The sequence below is a fragment of the Halobellus ordinarius genome (assembly GCF_031823395.1).
GTDB classification, from domain to species: Archaea; Halobacteriota; Halobacteria; order Halobacteriales; family Haloferacaceae; genus Haloquadratum; species Haloquadratum ordinarius.
Window position 1 is genome coordinate 120364 of the sequence record NZ_JAVQKJ010000006.1, and the last position, 15738, is coordinate 136101.

15 protein-coding genes are annotated in these 15738 nt (G+C 62.1%); 7 read left to right on the top strand and 8 right to left on the bottom strand.

Annotation, left to right across the window (positions count from 1 at the left end; translation table 11 throughout):
• Positions 1 to 262: 262 nt before the first annotated feature.
• Together RJT48_RS09710 and RJT48_RS09715 are read left to right on the top strand one after the other, a co-directional pair.
• A complete protein-coding gene (locus RJT48_RS09710; RefSeq protein ID WP_311172085.1) occupies positions 263 to 1402 on the top strand; it encodes an amidohydrolase family protein in 1140 nt (379 codons plus the stop codon).
• Positions 1403 to 1404: 2 nt separating this feature from the next.
• The gene (locus tag RJT48_RS09715; protein ID WP_311172308.1) at positions 1405 to 1791 is read left to right on the top strand and encodes a Rieske (2Fe-2S) protein; all 387 of its coding nucleotides are present in this window, start codon (positions 1405 to 1407) and stop codon (positions 1789 to 1791) included.
• 453 nt (positions 1792 to 2244) lie between these two features.
• On the opposite strand, the gene RJT48_RS09720 is transcribed toward RJT48_RS09715, so the two are convergent.
• Together RJT48_RS09720 and RJT48_RS09725 are read right to left on the bottom strand one after the other, a co-directional pair.
• Positions 2245 to 3006, bottom strand: a complete 762-nt coding sequence (locus RJT48_RS09720) for an IclR family transcriptional regulator (protein WP_311172086.1) — start codon at positions 3004 to 3006, stop codon at positions 2245 to 2247.
• Positions 3007 to 3088: 82 nt separating this feature from the next.
• Positions 3089 to 4234, bottom strand: coding sequence for an acyl-CoA dehydrogenase family protein (locus RJT48_RS09725; RefSeq protein WP_311172087.1), 1146 nt, complete (start codon positions 4232 to 4234; stop codon positions 3089 to 3091).
• 154 nt (positions 4235 to 4388) lie between these two features.
• On the opposite strand from RJT48_RS09725, the gene RJT48_RS09730 reads away from it, so the two are divergent.
• The 3 genes from RJT48_RS09730 to RJT48_RS09740 are packed head-to-tail and all read left to right on the top strand — an operon-like array spanning position 4389 to position 7005.
• Complete coding sequence (locus RJT48_RS09730) at positions 4389 to 5177, top strand: electron transfer flavoprotein subunit beta/FixA family protein (protein ID WP_311172088.1); 789 nt, start codon at positions 4389 to 4391, stop codon at positions 5175 to 5177.
• Positions 5174 to 6130 (top strand): electron transfer flavoprotein subunit alpha/FixB family protein, encoded by a 957-nt coding sequence (locus RJT48_RS09735; RefSeq protein ID WP_311172089.1) that lies wholly within the window; start codon positions 5174 to 5176, stop codon positions 6128 to 6130. Before RJT48_RS09730 ends, RJT48_RS09735 begins: the two co-directional genes overlap by 4 nt.
• 23 nt (positions 6131 to 6153) lie before the next feature.
• Entirely contained in the window at positions 6154 to 7005 is an 852-nt protein-coding gene (locus tag RJT48_RS09740) for an SDR family NAD(P)-dependent oxidoreductase (RefSeq protein ID WP_311172090.1), read from the top strand.
• 87 nt (positions 7006 to 7092) lie between these two features.
• Here RJT48_RS09740 and RJT48_RS09745 read toward each other — a convergent pair whose 3' ends face one another.
• Positions 7093 to 7530, bottom strand: a complete 438-nt coding sequence (locus RJT48_RS09745) for a MaoC family dehydratase (protein WP_311172091.1) — start codon at positions 7528 to 7530, stop codon at positions 7093 to 7095.
• A gap of 186 nt (positions 7531 to 7716) precedes the next feature.
• Here RJT48_RS09745 and RJT48_RS09750 point away from each other — a divergent pair, with 186 nt between their 5' ends.
• The gene (locus RJT48_RS09750) at positions 7717 to 8337 is read left to right on the top strand and encodes a winged helix-turn-helix domain-containing protein (protein ID WP_311172092.1); all 621 of its coding nucleotides are present in this window, start codon (positions 7717 to 7719) and stop codon (positions 8335 to 8337) included.
• Positions 8338 to 8419: 82 nt separating this feature from the next.
• On the opposite strand, the gene RJT48_RS09755 is transcribed toward RJT48_RS09750, so the two are convergent.
• Genes RJT48_RS09755 through RJT48_RS09775 form a run of 5 tightly spaced genes read right to left on the bottom strand, consistent with a single transcriptional unit; the run spans position 8420 to position 13370 of the window.
• Complete coding sequence (locus RJT48_RS09755; protein WP_311172093.1) at positions 8420 to 9127, bottom strand: ABC transporter ATP-binding protein; 708 nt, start codon at positions 9125 to 9127, stop codon at positions 8420 to 8422.
• Positions 9124 to 9939 carry an ABC transporter ATP-binding protein gene (locus RJT48_RS09760; RefSeq protein ID WP_311172094.1) on the bottom strand — a complete coding sequence of 272 codons (816 nt, stop codon included), beginning with the start codon at positions 9937 to 9939 and terminating at the stop codon, positions 9124 to 9126. Before RJT48_RS09760 ends, RJT48_RS09755 begins: the two co-directional genes overlap by 4 nt.
• Positions 9932 to 11041, bottom strand: coding sequence for a branched-chain amino acid ABC transporter permease (locus tag RJT48_RS09765; RefSeq protein ID WP_311172095.1), 1110 nt, complete (start codon positions 11039 to 11041; stop codon positions 9932 to 9934). Before RJT48_RS09765 ends, RJT48_RS09760 begins: the two co-directional genes overlap by 8 nt.
• On the bottom strand, positions 11038 to 12057 hold the full coding sequence (locus tag RJT48_RS09770) for a branched-chain amino acid ABC transporter permease (RefSeq protein ID WP_311172096.1): 1020 nt from the start codon (positions 12055 to 12057) through the stop codon (positions 11038 to 11040). Before RJT48_RS09770 ends, RJT48_RS09765 begins: the two co-directional genes overlap by 4 nt.
• 5 nt (positions 12058 to 12062) lie before the next feature.
• Positions 12063 to 13370: an ABC transporter substrate-binding protein gene (locus RJT48_RS09775; protein WP_311172097.1), complete on the bottom strand. Its 1308-nt coding sequence runs from the start codon at positions 13368 to 13370 to the stop codon at positions 12063 to 12065.
• Between the two features lie 421 nt (positions 13371 to 13791).
• On the opposite strand from RJT48_RS09775, the gene RJT48_RS09780 reads away from it, so the two are divergent.
• Positions 13792 to 15738, top strand: a complete 1947-nt coding sequence (locus RJT48_RS09780) for a 3-hydroxyacyl-CoA dehydrogenase/enoyl-CoA hydratase family protein (protein WP_311172098.1) — start codon at positions 13792 to 13794, stop codon at positions 15736 to 15738.

The following is a 15738-nucleotide window of genomic DNA, read 5'->3' on the forward strand; positions in this document are numbered from 1 at the left end:
AACTTCGACAATTCCGAAATTCAATCGCCGAGGTTGGACGAGAGTTCAGGAGTGAATTCGACGGGGAGAGACTCATCTATCCCCCGTATTCCGTGAATTATTGGATCAATTCAGCTGACTGTCCAGCAGGAACTATCTCAATCTATTTCCCGTATATCGAAGTAGGGCGGTACTTTTCGAATCCCTGTCAGTCCGGATCGAGAGGGGGTGGGATTCCGACCATACCAAAGAATATATAATATATTATCTCCACAATCCGGATATGGAATCGTCGATCAGGAGACTCGACTCCGACGTAGAGGTTCCGGCGGAGGCCGCCGACGTGGAAGTCATCGATCTGGACTTCCACGTGAATCCGCTGGAGGAAGAACTCCGCCCATACGTCGATGACGAGCGGGCCTTAGACCGACTGACGACGGAATTCGGGATGTGGCCGATTCCCGACAAGTGGGACGCGGCCTACGCCATCTCCGAAGGGACCGAGGGCCTGTTCACACAGGGCCGTGCGGAGTATCCGGAAGACGTCCGGGAGGCCTGCGAGAAGTTCTCGATCGACACGCCCATCGTCAACGCGGGGCTGAATATGCTCCCCCAGCAGCACCATCCGGTACTGAAAAACGCCGTGTTGAAGGCCGGCAACTCCTATATGCTCGATCACTTCGTCGACGAGGGGATCCCGACGGCGCTGTCGATCGCCAAGTGGGATGTCGACCACGCGCTGGCCGAACTCGATCGCTGGGGCGACGAGGACGGCGTCGTTGGCGTCTACAGCTGGTTCGATCCGCGCGAACCCTGGGGCGTCGAGGAGTTCGATCCCGTCTTCGAGAAACTGGAGTCGCTCGGACTGCCGCTTATCCTCCACGGCTCCCTGGCCTTCTGGCCACAGCATTCCTACATCGGCGACGAGATGCTCACGTGGACCGAGGTGCTCGGCCTCGACTGGCCGATCCACGGGATCGTTAACACGGCGAATATGATAATGCGCGGCGTCTTCGACAAGTATCCGGACCTGAACGTCGTCTTCCAGGAGGCCGGCCACTGGTGGATTCCGTTCCTGCGGTACCGGCTGGACGAGTTCTACGAGATGCACCCCGAGGACATCCAGATCACGCCGCGGAAGTTCCCGGAGGGCGGAGAGTACCTCGGTCGGGCACCGAGCGAGTACCTCCGTGACAACATCTACGTCTGTACCCAGCCGTTCGCGTTGCCGCGCGGGGCCGGAGATGCGCGGAGTATGCTCGACCTGAGTATGGCCGGAGACACGTTTATGTACTCCTCGGACTGGCCACACCAGACGCTCGACCCGCCGACGTGGTTCTTCACGAGCCGGGCCTTCCGCGAGGACGAGGAACTGCGCGACGACGTCCTGCACGGAAACGCCAGGGAGATCCTGCGCCTGTGACAATGTCAAGCGAAAGTACCACCATCGACGGCGACGAGTACACGAAGGTCGCCGAAATAGCCGACTTTGAAGCCGGTAACGACGGAATCGCTGTGGACGTAAACGGCATCGAGATCGCCATCTTCGAGGCCGACGGGGATCTGTACGCGATCAGCAACCGCTGCTCACACCAGAACGCCCCGCTGTGTAAAGCGGGCGAACGGAAGATCAACGCCGATCACACGTGGACCGAGTCGCGAGGCGGGGTAAACGAAGAGAAATGTACCGTCTCCTGTCCGTGGCACCTCTGGGAGTGGGACCTCGAAACGGGGAAAAACGAGGTCTCCGGGGAACGCATCGCGACGTTCGACGTTGCAGTCCGCGACGAGGACGTCTTCGTCCGGATCTGAGAGCCAAGAGCGGGGCTCCGACCCTTGCATCCGACCCGTCGTGGCCGTTTGGCGGGGTGTTGTGCGTCGCCCGCGGCGCCGCCGAATCGATAGATAGCGTCCGAACCGTCGTGGCAGTGTGACACTGCGGGAGTCACAGAGCTGCTCTCTGGTACTGTAGACATCGGTAGTGGGGTGTATGGCGGTGGGGGCACGTTCGGGCGGTGGAAATCCAACCGTGAATGGCCATCTCTTCGTCTAATATTATTGGACACAGCGGATATCCGCGAATCGCTTCGTCCGCCAGTTCGGGGTCCGAAATAGCCCGACAGAATGGACTCGGTAGTGATCACGGTTTCAGGGGCCACGCTAATTTTTAAGACTCGCACGGTCGTATCAGGCTGCGATCGATATACGTCTAACAATATTAGACATATGACGCCGCTCTGACTCACAGGGGCGTCGTGGATCGGATTAGTTCTGATACCGGTAGTTGATCCCGAGAGTGTCCACCGCGCCCCGGAGTTTCTGCAGTAGTTCTTGACGGTAGGACTCGTGCTGTAGTCTCCCCGTCGGACAGGCCACTGCCAACGTGGCCTTGATTTCGGAATCCACGAAGACGGGGAGCGAAACGATTCCCATCCCTGTCACCTGCTGATCACAGTCGAAGGCAAACCCCGTCTCGCGGATTTCCTCAAGGACACTCTCCAGTTTGACCCGATCAGTGATCGTCTCTTCGGTGACTGCCTCCAGCCCGTAGCGATCGATGACCTCACTCCGGCGTTGGGGGTTCATATGGGCGAGAAATAGCTTCCCCGACGCGTGAGAGTGCAAGGGAAGCGACATCCCGGGATAGGTGCCTAACTGGAGCGACCGATCGCCAGTTTCCTGATGGAGAAGGATCGATTTACCGTCCTCTTCGACGAAGAGAGCGACTAGCTCGCCGGTTTCCTCCGCGAGCGCCGCCATCACGTCGCGGGCGGTGTGAAACAGTCTGCTCCGGAACTTCAGCCGGGAGCCCATCGAGAGGAATTTGTAGCTGAGCCGGTACGTTCCGTCGTCGTTGACGACATACCCCGTCGATTCCAGCGTCCGCAGATACACGTGGGCGGTGCTCTTCGAGACACCCAGGTGATCCGAGAGTTCGGACGGGCCCACCTGATCGCGCTCCCAGATCGCCTGGAGCACCTCGAAGGCCCGCAGTACTGATTTGATCGGGGGTGTCGATCCCTCCATAGATCCCATACCCCCGCGTATCCCATTAACCGTTTGGATATGTTAGACGCAACCGACCCGAGATCGGCTCCTTCGAAGGAGATCAGGAGAGCAATTCGCGCGCGATGATGTTCTTCTGAATCTCCGTCGCGCCCTCGTAGATCTGTGTGATCTTCGCGTCGCGGTAGAACCGTTCGACGTCGAAATCGTTGACGTATCCGGATCCCCCGTAAATCTGGACCGCCTCCTGCGTCGTCTCGACGGCGACGCGGGAGCTGTACTCTTTCGCCATCGAAGCGAGTTTCGTCGCGTCGTCGTGGTCGTTCTCGACGGCCCACGCGGCTCTCCGTGTCAGGTGCCGCGCCGCCTCGATGTCCGTAAACATCTCCGCGAGTTTGTGCTGGATCGCTTGGAACTCACTGATCGACTGGCCGAACTGCTCGCGTTCCTGTGCGTACTCCTTTGCCCGTTCGGCGGCCCCGCGCGCGATCCCGACGCCCTGGCTGGCGACGATGATCCGGGTTTCGTCGAAAAACTGCATCTGCTGATAGAAGCCCTCCCCGCGCGTTCCAACGAGGTTCTCCTCGGGAACCCGGACGTTGTCGAGAACGAGTTCGGCCGTGTCACTCGCTCTGACGCCCATCTTTCCGGTGATCTTGTCGGCCTCGAAGCCGTCCCGGTCGGCTTCGACGATGATCTGTGAGAATCCGCCGTGGCGGCTGTCGGCGTCGGGGTCGGTCTTGCAGAGCACGACGAAATAGTCGCCGACGGTACCGTTCGTGATCCACATCTTGTTCCCGTTGATGACCCACTCGTCGCCGTCTTTCTCCGCACGGGTGGCGACGGACGACACGTCCGAGCCGGCCTGGGGTTCCGAGATCGCCGCCCCCATAATCGTCTCGGCGTCGGTGATCGGCGGGAGATACGTCTCACACTGCTTTTCAGTGCCGAATTCCAGCAGGACCTCGCTCCCGAAATCGGTCGACGTGATCGCCAGGGCGATACCGGGGTCGTGAGCGAACAGCTCTTCGGTAATCAGCACGCGCTCGATCGGAGAGGCGTCTACCCCACCGTACTCGACCGGGAACTGTGCCCCGAGCAGACCGAGTTGTGCGGACTGCTCGACGATGTCGTGAGGGAACGTCTCCTCCCGGTCGTATTCACTCGCGACCGGCCGGATCTCGTTTTCGCCGAATTTGCGCACCTCTTTGAGCATCGCCTGTTGTGCGGACGGAATCTCGAAGTCCATAGATGCTGGTAGCGATTCGCAGTACCTAAATCTGGGGGGTCGATCGCTCGACTAGGCCAAATTTCGATTATGATGGAAACCGAATTACCCATATCAGTTCATATCGGTTGTGAATCACCGATAATTATTAACGGTTGGTTACTAAAGGCCGAGTATGCGAGTCTTGACCACCGCCACGGAGGTGGCTTCAGTAGACGACGAATTCGCGATCGACGGAGACGCTGTGCCTGCGGAGTATCTGTCCTACGAACTCAACGAGTGGGACGACTACGCGATCGAAGCAGCGGTGCAGATCAAAGAGGCGCGGGAGGACGTCGAAGTCGTCGCCGTGACGATCGGTCCCGAACGGAGCGAGGAGGTCGCCCGGGAGGCACTAGCGAAAGGCGCCGATCGGGCCCTGCGCGTCTGGGACGACGCACTCGGGGACCGCGCCGTTCTCGATCCCACCTCGAAGGCACAGATCCTGGCCGCCGTCGCCGAGACTGAGGAGCCTGATCTGGTTCTCACCGGCGTCCAGTCCGGCGACGACGCCTGGGGAGCCACCGGTGTCGCACTCGCCCGCGACCTCGGGTACCAGTGGGCGGCAGTCGTCAACGATCTCGAACTCGACGACTCCGCCACGACGGCACACGTCCACCGGGAACTGGAGGGTGGCGTCGAAGAACTGACCGAGATCGGCCTCCCGGCGGTGTTGACGATCCAGACCGGGATCAACGACCCCCGGTATGCGAGCCTCCGCGGGATCCGTCAGGCACACGCGAAGCCGCTCGATGTCCAGTCGCTTTCGGATCTCGGACTCGATACGCTCCCTGAACGCCTGCGCCTGCGTGAGATGCGGATCCCGGAGAGCGAAAGCGAAACGGAGTATCTGTCCGGGAGTCCGGGCGATCAGGCCTCACAGCTGGCTACCGTGCTCTCCGACGAGGGGGTGATCGACGGATGAGCGGCGTGCTCGCGGTCGCCGAACACAGACAGGGCGAACTCCGAGACGTCAGCTACCAGCTCATCACCGCGGCACGGCGTCTCGCCGACGACCTCGATAGTGCGGTCCACGTTGCCATCATCGGCGGGGAACCCTCGACGTTCGCCGCCCAACTCGACCGCGAGGGCGTCGATGTCGTTCACACCGTTGCTGAGGGGGACGAGTTCAACCACGACGTCTACACGCAAGCGGTCGAACAGTTGTGCGACCAGCTCGAGCCCGAGGTTCTGGTGACGCCGAACAGCGTCAACGGACTCGATTACGCGCCTGCGGTGGCACGCGGGCTCGACTGGCCGATCGTGACCAATCTGGTCGGCGCGCGGATCGAGGAGGGATCGCTGATCGCGACGCGGGAGCGGTACGGGTCGAAAGTCGAGGCCGATCTCGAAGTGGCGGAACTCCCCTGTCTGTTGACGCTGCGCGAGGGAGAGTGGGACCCGGCACCGGACGGCGGTCACGCGGAAATCCGCGAGGCCGACGTCAGCATCGACGGGAGCGCCGTCGGTTCGACTGTCACCGGGTTCGAGGCGGTCGCTGCCGGCGACGTCGATATTTCGGAAGCGGAGTTCCTGGTGAGTATCGGCCGCGGGATCGACGAGGAGGAGAACCTCGAACTGATCGAGGAACTGTGCGACGTGACCGGTGCGACGCTGTCGGCGTCCCGGCCGATCGTGGACAACGGCTGGTTGCCGCCGAACCGGCAGGTCGGGCAGTCGGGGAAGACCGTCACGCCGGACGTCTACCTGGCAATCGGCATCTCCGGGGCGGTCCAGCATCTCGCCGGAATGAAAGGTGCAGAGACCATCGTCGCCATCAACACGGATCCTGACGCACCGATCTTCGACGTTGCGGACTACGGCGTCGTCGGCGACCTGTTCGAGGTCGTTCCGGAACTCATAGACGCCTTCGAGTAGGTTCGGGCGGACTAATCGACACAATGGACGGACCTGTGCACATCGTCACGGGCGGTACCGGGGGACTGGGGAGCGCCACCGCTCGCGAACTGGGAGCCAACGGTTCGACGGTCGTTATCAGCGATCTGCCGACTCAAGAGACCGAAGCGGAAACCCTCGCCCGGGAGATCCGAGCGGCCGGCGGGAGTGCCACGACCGATCTCGGCGACGTCACGGATTTCGAGTATGCGGACGCGTTGGTCGAATCCGTCGTCGACGAATACGGTAGACTCGACAGCATCATCAACTACGCGGGGCTGATTCGCGACTCGTATCTCACGAAAATGACCGACGCGGCGTGGGAGCAGGTCACGGACGTCCACCTCCGCGGTCATTTCGGCCTGTTGCGGAGCGCTGCGAGACACTGGCAGACGACCGCGGAGGAACGCTCAGGCGGAAGGGCGTTCGTCTGCGTGACGAGTCCGGCCGCGCTGGGGAACGTCGGACAGGCGAACTACGCCACGGCAAAGGCGGGTGTGCTCGGGCTGATGCGCACGGCAGCGGCCGAACTCGACAGATTCGACGTCCGCGTCAACGCACTGTTGCCCATCGCGCACACGGCGATGACTGAGTCCTTTCTCGATCCCGAGGAGTATCCGCCCGAGAAGGTCGCTCCCGTGGCGGCGTTCCTCGCAAGCGAGAAGGCGGCGGACGTCTCGGGCTGCACCGTCCGGGCCGCCGGCGACAGCGTCGGCCTGGTGTCGAACCCGGAACTGGAGCGCGTCGCGTTCAACGAGGGGGGCTGGGACGTCGATGCACTCGAAACGCGGATCGAATCAGTCTTCGGCGACGAGGCGAACCGGTCCCGGACGGATCCCCGGCCGGAGCGTAACTGACTCTTCTCTCATACTGTTGTAACTTTCTCCCAGTGCTCGCCACTCCCGGTACCGGCGAGCACCGATAAGGGACTACAACGGTCGGTATCAGTCGTCCCGATACCCGAACAGCATCACCGCTTCCATCGTCACGACGGTGTCTCCCGACCGCGTGTGGACGCGTATTCGAGTACGGACCCGTCCGAATCGAGCCGTCGAAGGCTCTTTCGCGACGATTTCGATCGTCACTCCGAGCGTATCGCCGGGGCGAACCGGTTCGGTCCATCTGAGTTCGTCGACCGCGGTGCCGCCGAGGAAGTCGGTTTCGGCTGTGAAGTGATCGGTCAGCAGTCGCATCGTCAGTGCAGTCGTATGCCAACCGCTCGCGATCAAGCCGCCGTACATACTCTCCTCTGCGGCTTCGGGGTCCGTGTGATACGGCTGTGGGTCGAACTGCTCGCCGAATTCGATGATCTCCGATTCCGTGATCGTGTAGCCGCCGAACGTCCGACTCTCCCCCACCTCGAAGTCCTCGTAGTAGCGCATCGATGTGTAGCGTACAGTCCTTTACAATAAATAATGTTCTACGAAAATTATTTACCAGTCAGTCCGGATTTAACGTATATGAATTTCCACCGCGCATTTTCGAGGCGGAATTTTCGTACGATGACCCTCATCGCTTCCGAGTCGAGCGAATCTCGAACGAACGGCGGGGGCGAAGGAGGGTCATAGATGGTCGATCCGAGCGACCGAGTCGAGGACGAGAACGTCGCTGAGGCGCTCTTTTCGACCGACGCGGTCGCAGAAAGGGAGAAGTCGGAGGGCGATGGGGAAACCACCGACAACACCCCGGATTGGGAGTTCAAGACGCGCGACGTGATCATCCTCCGTGAACTGGCACGTGATCCGCAACTGTCCGCACGGGAGGTGACTGACGTCTTAGCGGAGAAACACGGAATCGACGTGAGTCACGTGACCGTGAGCAAGGCGATTCGGAATATGCGTGACGAAGGCGTCTTCCGGGAGGCGCTCATCCCTCACGAGTCGTACTTCGTCTTCGCGCTGATGGAGTTTATGTTCAACCCGGAGCACTTCGCGGACAACTGGCGGGACGCGATGGAGCACATCCGAGACAGCCAGTACTCGATCTTCTACTTCCTCGCGGACGGCGTCTATCAGTGGAAGGCCGTGATGATGTTCCCGAGCCAGGAGGCCGAATCCCGGTGGCTCCACGAGTTCTACAAAGAACACGGAAAGGTCGTCAACAACGTCCGCAGTTCGACGATGACGAACGTGCTGAAGTTCGGGACGACCCCGGGCCTGTTCGATCACCTCGAATCCGAGGAAGGCTGATACGGTCGGTCGTAACGATTTCCGGTGATCACTTCGGACGGTATCGGTGATCGTCGGTAAGGCTACGACCGACCGTACGAGACTAGACGCCCAGATACTCCTGTCTGAGCGCTTCGTCCTCGCGGAGTTCCGCAGTCGAGACCTCGGTGACGATCTCGCCCTCGTCGAGGATGTAGTGTCGCTCGGCGACGGCCATCGCCACCGCGACGTTCTGTTCGACGAGGAGGACGCTCACGTCCCGTTCTGCGTTGATGTCCTCGATAATCGACTCGATCCGGCGGACGATGTACGGGGCGAGCCCCTCACAGGGTTCGTCCAGGAGGATGAGTTCCGGGTTCGTCACGAGGCTGCGGGCGATCGCTAGCATCTGCTGTTCCCCGCCGCTCATATTCTTCGAGGGGCGGTCCCGCATCTCTTCGAGTTCCGGGAACTGATCGAGCATCTCCTCTACCGACAACGGGTCCGTGGCGTGATTCGCGGCGAGCCGAAGGTTCTCCTCGACAGTGAGATCCCGGAAGCACCGCCGACCTTCGGGCACGAGACTCAGGCCAAGCCCGGAGATCTCGTAGTTGCGGCGGGCCCGGAGGTCCTGGCCGTCGAACGTCATCGAACCGCCGAGCACACGCGGCACGTCGGCGCCCACGATAGCATGCATCGTGGTGGTCTTGCCGGCGCCGTTGCGACCGAGCAACGAGACGACCTCGTTTTCCTCGACCGCGAGGTCGACGCCGAAGAGCACCTGTCCGGTCTCGTAGCCGGCCTCCAGATCGGATATTTCGAGTAAACTCATAGTTCCTCCCGCATCCCGCCGAGGTACGCCTCCTGTACCTCATCGTTGTTCTGCACCTCGTCGGCGGTTCCGGTCGCGAGCACCTGTCCCTGATCGAGCACGGTGATTCGGTCACTGATCGACAGGACGATCTCCATATCGTGTTCGATCAAAAGCAGCGTCAGGCCGAGATCCTCCTGGACCGACTCGATGAGATCAGTCGCTTGTTCGGTTTCGCTGGATCCCAGACCGCTCGTCGGTTCGTCGAGCAACAGCACCGACGGGTCGGTCGAGATCGCCATCGCGATCCCGAGGCGTCGCTGATCCCCGTGGGAGAGGTTCTTGGCCTCGACGTCGCGTTTGTCGGTCAGGCCGACCGAGTCCAGGACGTCGAGTGCCTGCTCGACGTACTGGGTGCGGCCCTCGCCGAGCAGATCGAACGAGAACGGCCCGGATTCCATCGTCTGGACGACGATGCGAACGTTCTCCAGGACGCTCAGTTCGTTGAACAACTGATTTGACTGGAACGAACGTGCCAGTCCGCGGTGTGGCCGTTTTTCCTGCGCGATGTCGGTGATCTCCTCGCCGTGGAGATACACCGAGCCCCTGGTCGGCGCCAGCGCGTTGGTGAGGACGTTGAAGAGCGTGGTCTTTCCGGCCCCGTTGGGGCCGATGATGGCCCGCAGTTCGCCTTCCGGAACGGCGAGGTCGACGTCGTCGACGGCGACGATCCCGCCGAACCGTTTCGTGAGTCCCGTCGCGCCGAGAGCAGCGGACTGTGGGTCTCCGTCTCCGTTCGGTCGGTCTGTCGTCGTGATTTGCTGTTCAGACATCGTCTCCCTCGGATCGGAATCGTTCATAAACCCGTTCGAGACCGCCTCTGGCGAGTCCCCAGACCCCTTCACGCGGCGCGATGAGGACCGCAATCACGAACAGCAGGCCCAGGAAGAACTGCCAGTAGGCGAGCACGCCGGCCAGTTCGAGGCTGACGATCGGCAGCTCCGACGCGGGCAAGACGAGCATCTCGAAGTCCGTGAGGTAGTCCTCGGCGAACAGCCAGATGAACGCGCCCGCAGGCGGGCCGAAGAAGTAGTTCGCCCCACCCAGGACGGTCATCAGGATGACGTCGCCGCTGGTGACGACCGTCAGAAGCGAGAGCGTCGCGCCCTGCTCGTTGATTTCGAGGATCGTGCCGGCGTAGGCCGCGATGATCGCGCTCAGCGTGAACGCCCACACCTTGTACCGGTAGGTGTTGATCCCCATCGCGCGGGCGAGTTCCCCGTTCTCGCGGATGGCGATGAGTGTCCGACCGAACGGTGATCGGACGATCTGCCACAGTATCAGCAACCCGACGAACACGGCCACGGCGACGAAGTAGTACCAGTCGAACTCGAAGCCACCAAGGCTCACGTACTTGAGACCGCGCTCGGTCTCGATCCACGCCGGGACGGCGCCGCCCGCGATGCCGGTCGTCCCGCCGGTCAGTCCGGCGGGGTTGAAATTCGCGATGAAGTGTGCGGTCGTCCCGAACGCCAGTGTGAGCATCGCGAAGTAGATCTCGCCTTTCTGGACCGTGATCCGGCCGATGAGGTACGCGACGACCCCCGCAAGCAGGAGGGCGACGACGGCGGAGAACACGAACGACGAGTCGAACCGCGAGAGCCCGATCGCCGTGACGTACGCGCCGATTCCCAGGAACATCGCGTGACCGAACGAGAGCAGCCCCGTGTACCCCAAGAGGAGGTTGAACGAGGCCGCAAACAGCATCCAGATGAGGATGGTGTTGGCGACCGCCCCGTAGCCCAGGAACGCGTCGAGCGAAATGATCGGACGCACGAGGACGACCAAAAGCAGTGCACCGATCGGGACCTGATACCGGCGCAGCGCTGTCAGCGGGAGGTTCGACGCGAGCCCCTGGTCGGACTCGTGGCTCATTCGAGGAACCCCTCCTGACCGAACAGCCCGCGCGGTCGGGCGAGCAGCACCACGATCATCACCAGATACGGGACCAGCCCGCTGATTCCGGGGATGTTGATCGCCTGGATGCTCGTCGCGTCCGCGAGCGTCTGCAGATACAACGGCGTGAGGTAGGAGGCCTCCCCGATGAGGATTCCGGCGACGACGCTCCCGAACAGGCTGCCGATCCCGCCGACGACGACGACGACGAACGCGAGGATGATGAACTGGTTCGCCATCCCGAGTTCCATTCCGACAGCCGTCCCTCGCAGCACGCCCCCGAGCCCGGCGATGGCCGCCCCGAGGACGAACATCGAGATGAACCGGACGTTCATATTCACCCCGAGGAACTCGGCCATCTCACGGTCGAGCACCCCCGCACGGACGGACAGCCCGAAGTCGGTCCGCTCGATGAGCAGGTACACCGCAGCGATGACGACGACCGAGACGACGACGGTGAAGATCCTGATGCGCGAGACGGTCGTGACGCCCAGGTTCAACCCCAGATCGAGCACCTCCGGGGTCGTCACACTCAGCGGCGACCCGCCCCAGGTCGCCCGGGTCGCCTCCCCGAGCATCATCGCGATCCCGAAGGTCGCAAGCAGTCCGTTCAGCGGGTCCTCGTTGTAGAGGTGGCGCAGCACGGACCGCTCGATGACGACCCCCACGAGACCGACTGCCAGCGGCGCGAGGACCAGGGTGGCCCAGAAGGAAACCCCCCACACCTCCATAAACTGGAAGGTGAAGTACGCGCCGAGCATAAACAGCGCCCCGTGGGCGAAGTTCACGATCCCGAGTAACCCCAGGACGATAGAGAGCCCCAGCGCGATCAGCACCAACACGAGCCCGTAGACGAGTCCCCCGACGGCCTGATCGATGAACAGGCCGGGACGCGCGACTGCGCTCATCACTGTCAAAAGCAGCAAGGCGCCCCAGATGAGCGCGGCTGCGGGGGTGGTGCTGCGGTTTGTTCCGGGGATCGGAATTTCGTTCATTCGTCTCACAACGAGCAGCCGGTCTCCTCACAGGATCGCATCACGTCCCCGCCGGCGGCTGTCGCCTCGATCTGGAACCACGCCTTGTAGGGATCGTCCTGCATATCCTCCATCGCCCGTCCCGAGACGGCCCAGGTCGGGTGGACGAGCTGGTGGTCGCAGGCCCGCCACTCGAGTTCGCCCGGCATAATATCGAGGCTGTTCTGGCTCTCGACGGTGTGGCCCTCCAGTTCGCCGCGGATCGCCTCGGCGTCAGTGGAACCCGCGCGGAGCGCCGCTCGGACCTGCTGATCCATCGCGATGTAGGCGTTGGCGTGGCGGACGAAGGGATCCGTCTCGCCCTCGTCGGCGACGCGCTGGCTGAAGTCCTGGGCGCTCTCCAAGGAGTTCGTCCAGCCGACCGAGGCGATGTCCATCATCGCCGCCGACTCCTGGTTGAGGCCCCAGAAGGCGATGTCCTCGGCCTGATGTCCCATCAGCCTGAAGTTCTCGTGCATCCCCTTGTTCCGCAGCTGCTTCATCGCCAGTCGCTTGTCCAGTGCCGGAAGGACGAGGCCGATCCCGTCCGCCTCCGAGTTCTGGATGTTGTTGAGGAAGGAGGTGTAGTCGTCGTTCGGGAACGGGGTCGCTTCGGACTCGACGACGGTGCCGCCGTTTGCTTCGATCTCGTTAATGTAGATCTCCTGTGCGTTCTGCCCCCAGATGTAATCGGAGTAAAGCAGGTACCAGTTGTCCGCGATGTCGGCCATCCGCGAGCCGATAGACCGGGCGAGCATCGTATTCGAGGAATACGTACTGAACATATGGGGGAGACAGTTCTCCCCTGTTAGCGTGTCGGACGCGCCGTCGGCGATGTACGACACGCCGTTGTCGGAGGCCCACGTCCCGATCTTCGTACACACGGCCGAGGAGAGCGCACCCTGGGCGAAGTCGATTCCGTCCGACGTCACCGCCCGTTTCATCCGCTCCAGCGCCGCACTCGGGTTGACCTCGGTGTCGTACGTGCTGATCTCGATATCGATGTCGAACTCGTTTTCGAGATCTGTCGCCGCGAGTTCCGCACCAGTCTTGAGTGACGATCCCCAGGGGGCGAAGGGGCCTGTCTGCGGGTTGAACACGCCCACGTGGAGTGAACTCGGTCCAGTGTCCTGGCTTGTCGTTCCACCTGATCCGGAATCCCCGTCACCGCCATCACCGCCTGAGTCGCCGCCGGAGTCGCCACCGCCACCGGAACAACCTGCAAGCCCCGTGGTAGCAATGACTGACGCCGCTCCCGCCTTCTTCAGAACCGACCGTCTGGTAGGTGAACTCATGGTTCACTCACCCACTTAGGACATAACATTATAATACTTTCGTTAAGGATTTATACGCTTTACTGGTAGATAGTAAACGAGCACCCGGTAGTAGAGACATCTTGTTAGAAATACTCTGCTACTCCGAACGCACGATAGTGGTACGTGCCACTCTCCCAAGCAGTGTCCGACTGCCGGAGTCCCGCAGGATCCGATAGTGACTCTCCCAACAATTCATCGGTCCGCTTCATACCGCCGGCGAGAGGTCCCTGCGGACTTGCGACAATCACCGTGATTCCCAGGCGAGACCACTCACGCGATGCTAACAAAATGTATCTAAGAGAGTTTTCTAATAACCAGTCTTTCCTCGATGTGCTATTTTTGTATACAATCGATTATTCCACCACAAGATTGAATAGCTACGTTATCCCCATAGTACTTGATGCAGGAGTCGAACGTCCAACACGTCGCAGTCCTCGGTGCCGGGAGTATGGGACACGGCATCGCCGAGGTCGCTGCGATGGCCGGATATACCGTATCAATCCGCGACATCGAAACGGAGTTCGTCGAGGACGGCCTCGACAACATCGAGTGGAGTCTCGGCAAACTCGAAGAGAAGGGTCAGATCGACGAGTCAGCCGAGGAGGTTTTTGCTCGCGTCGAGGGATACACCGACCTCGAAGCCGCCGTCGAAGACGCCGACCTCGTCGTCGAGGCGGTCCCCGAAAAGATGGAGCTCAAAAGGGAAACGTTTGCCGAGGTCGACGAACACGCCCCGGAAGACGCGATTCTCGCGAGCAACACGTCCGGCCTCTCGATCACGGAGATGGCGGCCGCGACGGACCGCCCCGAACAGGTCGTCGGTACCCACTACTTCAACCCGCCGGTGAAGATGGACCTCGTCGAGGTCGTTCACGGCGAGGAGACCAGCCAGGAGACGATCGAACGCGTTCACGCGTACGTCGAATCCATCGGGAAGGTCGGCATCGACGTGAAGAAGGACGTCCACGGCTTCGTCGTCAACAACGTCCTCGTCCCGTTTATGGGCGAGGCGGCGTGGATGTACGACACCGGCGAGAGTACGATCGAAGCCGCCGACGCCGGGATGGTGTACAACCGCGGGTATCCGATGGGGCCCTTCGAGCTCAACGACTACGGCGGCATCGACATCGCCTACGACTTCCTCGACGCCGGCGAGTACGACGTCCCGCCGTCGATCAGCGAGATGGTCGACGAGGACACCCTCGGCCGCAAGAGCGGCGCCGGCTACTACCAGTACGAGGACGGCGAGGGACCGACCTACGAACCCGGCGACGGCGAGGACTTCGATACGCTCCGGATCGAGGCGCGGATGGTCAACGAGGCCGCCAAACTGGTCGGGAACGACGTCGCGACGCCTGAGGACATCGACCTCGGCGTCCGTCTCGGCGGGCGGTTCCCGCTGGGGACCTGCCGGGTCGGCGACAACCTCGGGCTCGACACCGTCCTCGAGAAGCTCGAAACTCTCCACGAGGAGACCGGCGCACCTCGCTATGAACCCGCCGACTACCTCGTCGAACGCGTCGAGGCCGGCGAGACCGGCGTCGACGCCGGGAAAGGCTTCTACGACTACTCCGGCGAGTGGCCCTACCAGTTCCTGAACGTCGACCTCGACGACCGCGGCGTCCTCTCGATCGAATTCGACCGGACCGAACGACTCAACGCGTTCAGCGAGGAGATGTTCGCGGAGGTCGGGCACGCGCTGGACGACCAAGACACCGACGAGGTCTCCTGTGTCGTGTTCTCGGGCGCGGGCGACCGCGCCTTCTCGGCGGGCGCGGACATTACCGGGTTTATGGCCAACGAGCCGACCGAGATAATGGACGTCGAGGAGTCGATCGAGCAGATTTACAACTTCGATCGGCCGACGATCGCGGCCATCGACGGCTTCTGTCTCGGCGGCGGCTTCGAGCTGATGCTCGCCTGCGATATCCGCCTCGCGACGGCAAACTCCACGTTCGGCAGCCCGGAGGTCGACCTCGGCCTCATCCCGGGCGGCGGCGGGACCCAGCGGCTCACACGCCTCGTCGGCGAGCCGCGCGCCAAAGAGATCATCTTCCGCGGCAACCACTTCAGCGCCGAGCGGGCGGCCGACTGGGGGATCATCAATCGGGCGGTCGACCCCGAGGCGTTCGACGACACGGTCGCGGAGTTCGTCGACGACATCGCTTCGGGCCCGAAGACGGCGCTCAAGGTGGCAAAGCAGGTCATCAACGAGGGCCAGGACGCCAGCCTCGATGCGGGCCTGAAGATGGAGAGCCAGGGCTTCGGCCTCCTGACCACCACGGACGATATGATCGAGGGCGTGCAAGCCTTCAGAGCCGACCGCGAACCGGAGTTCGAGGACTGA

Bases quoted from the DNA above. Each gene is read 5' to 3' on its own strand.
- RJT48_RS09710 (WP_311172085.1), top strand. From the start codon at position 263: ATGGAATCGTCGATCAGGAGACTCGACTCCGACGTAGAGGTTCCGGCG.
- RJT48_RS09715 (WP_311172308.1), top strand. From the start codon at position 1,405: ATGTCAAGCGAAAGTACCACCATCGACGGCGACGAGTACACGAAGGTC.
- RJT48_RS09720 (WP_311172086.1), bottom strand. From the start codon at position 3,006: ATGGAGGGATCGACACCCCCGATCAAATCAGTACTGCGGGCCTTCGAG.
- RJT48_RS09725 (WP_311172087.1), bottom strand. From the start codon at position 4,234: ATGGACTTCGAGATTCCGTCCGCACAACAGGCGATGCTCAAAGAGGTG.
- RJT48_RS09730 (WP_311172088.1), top strand. From the start codon at position 4,389: ATGCGAGTCTTGACCACCGCCACGGAGGTGGCTTCAGTAGACGACGAA.
- RJT48_RS09735 (WP_311172089.1), top strand. From the start codon at position 5,174: ATGAGCGGCGTGCTCGCGGTCGCCGAACACAGACAGGGCGAACTCCGA.
- RJT48_RS09740 (WP_311172090.1), top strand. From the start codon at position 6,154: ATGGACGGACCTGTGCACATCGTCACGGGCGGTACCGGGGGACTGGGG.
- RJT48_RS09745 (WP_311172091.1), bottom strand. From the start codon at position 7,530: ATGCGCTACTACGAGGACTTCGAGGTGGGGGAGAGTCGGACGTTCGGC.
- RJT48_RS09750 (WP_311172092.1), top strand. From the start codon at position 7,717: ATGGTCGATCCGAGCGACCGAGTCGAGGACGAGAACGTCGCTGAGGCG.
- RJT48_RS09755 (WP_311172093.1), bottom strand. From the start codon at position 9,127: ATGAGTTTACTCGAAATATCCGATCTGGAGGCCGGCTACGAGACCGGA.
- RJT48_RS09760 (WP_311172094.1), bottom strand. From the start codon at position 9,939: ATGTCTGAACAGCAAATCACGACGACAGACCGACCGAACGGAGACGGA.
- RJT48_RS09765 (WP_311172095.1), bottom strand. From the start codon at position 11,041: ATGAGCCACGAGTCCGACCAGGGGCTCGCGTCGAACCTCCCGCTGACA.
- RJT48_RS09770 (WP_311172096.1), bottom strand. From the start codon at position 12,057: ATGAACGAAATTCCGATCCCCGGAACAAACCGCAGCACCACCCCCGCA.
- RJT48_RS09775 (WP_311172097.1), bottom strand. From the start codon at position 13,370: ATGAGTTCACCTACCAGACGGTCGGTTCTGAAGAAGGCGGGAGCGGCG.
- RJT48_RS09780 (WP_311172098.1), top strand. From the start codon at position 13,792: ATGCAGGAGTCGAACGTCCAACACGTCGCAGTCCTCGGTGCCGGGAGT.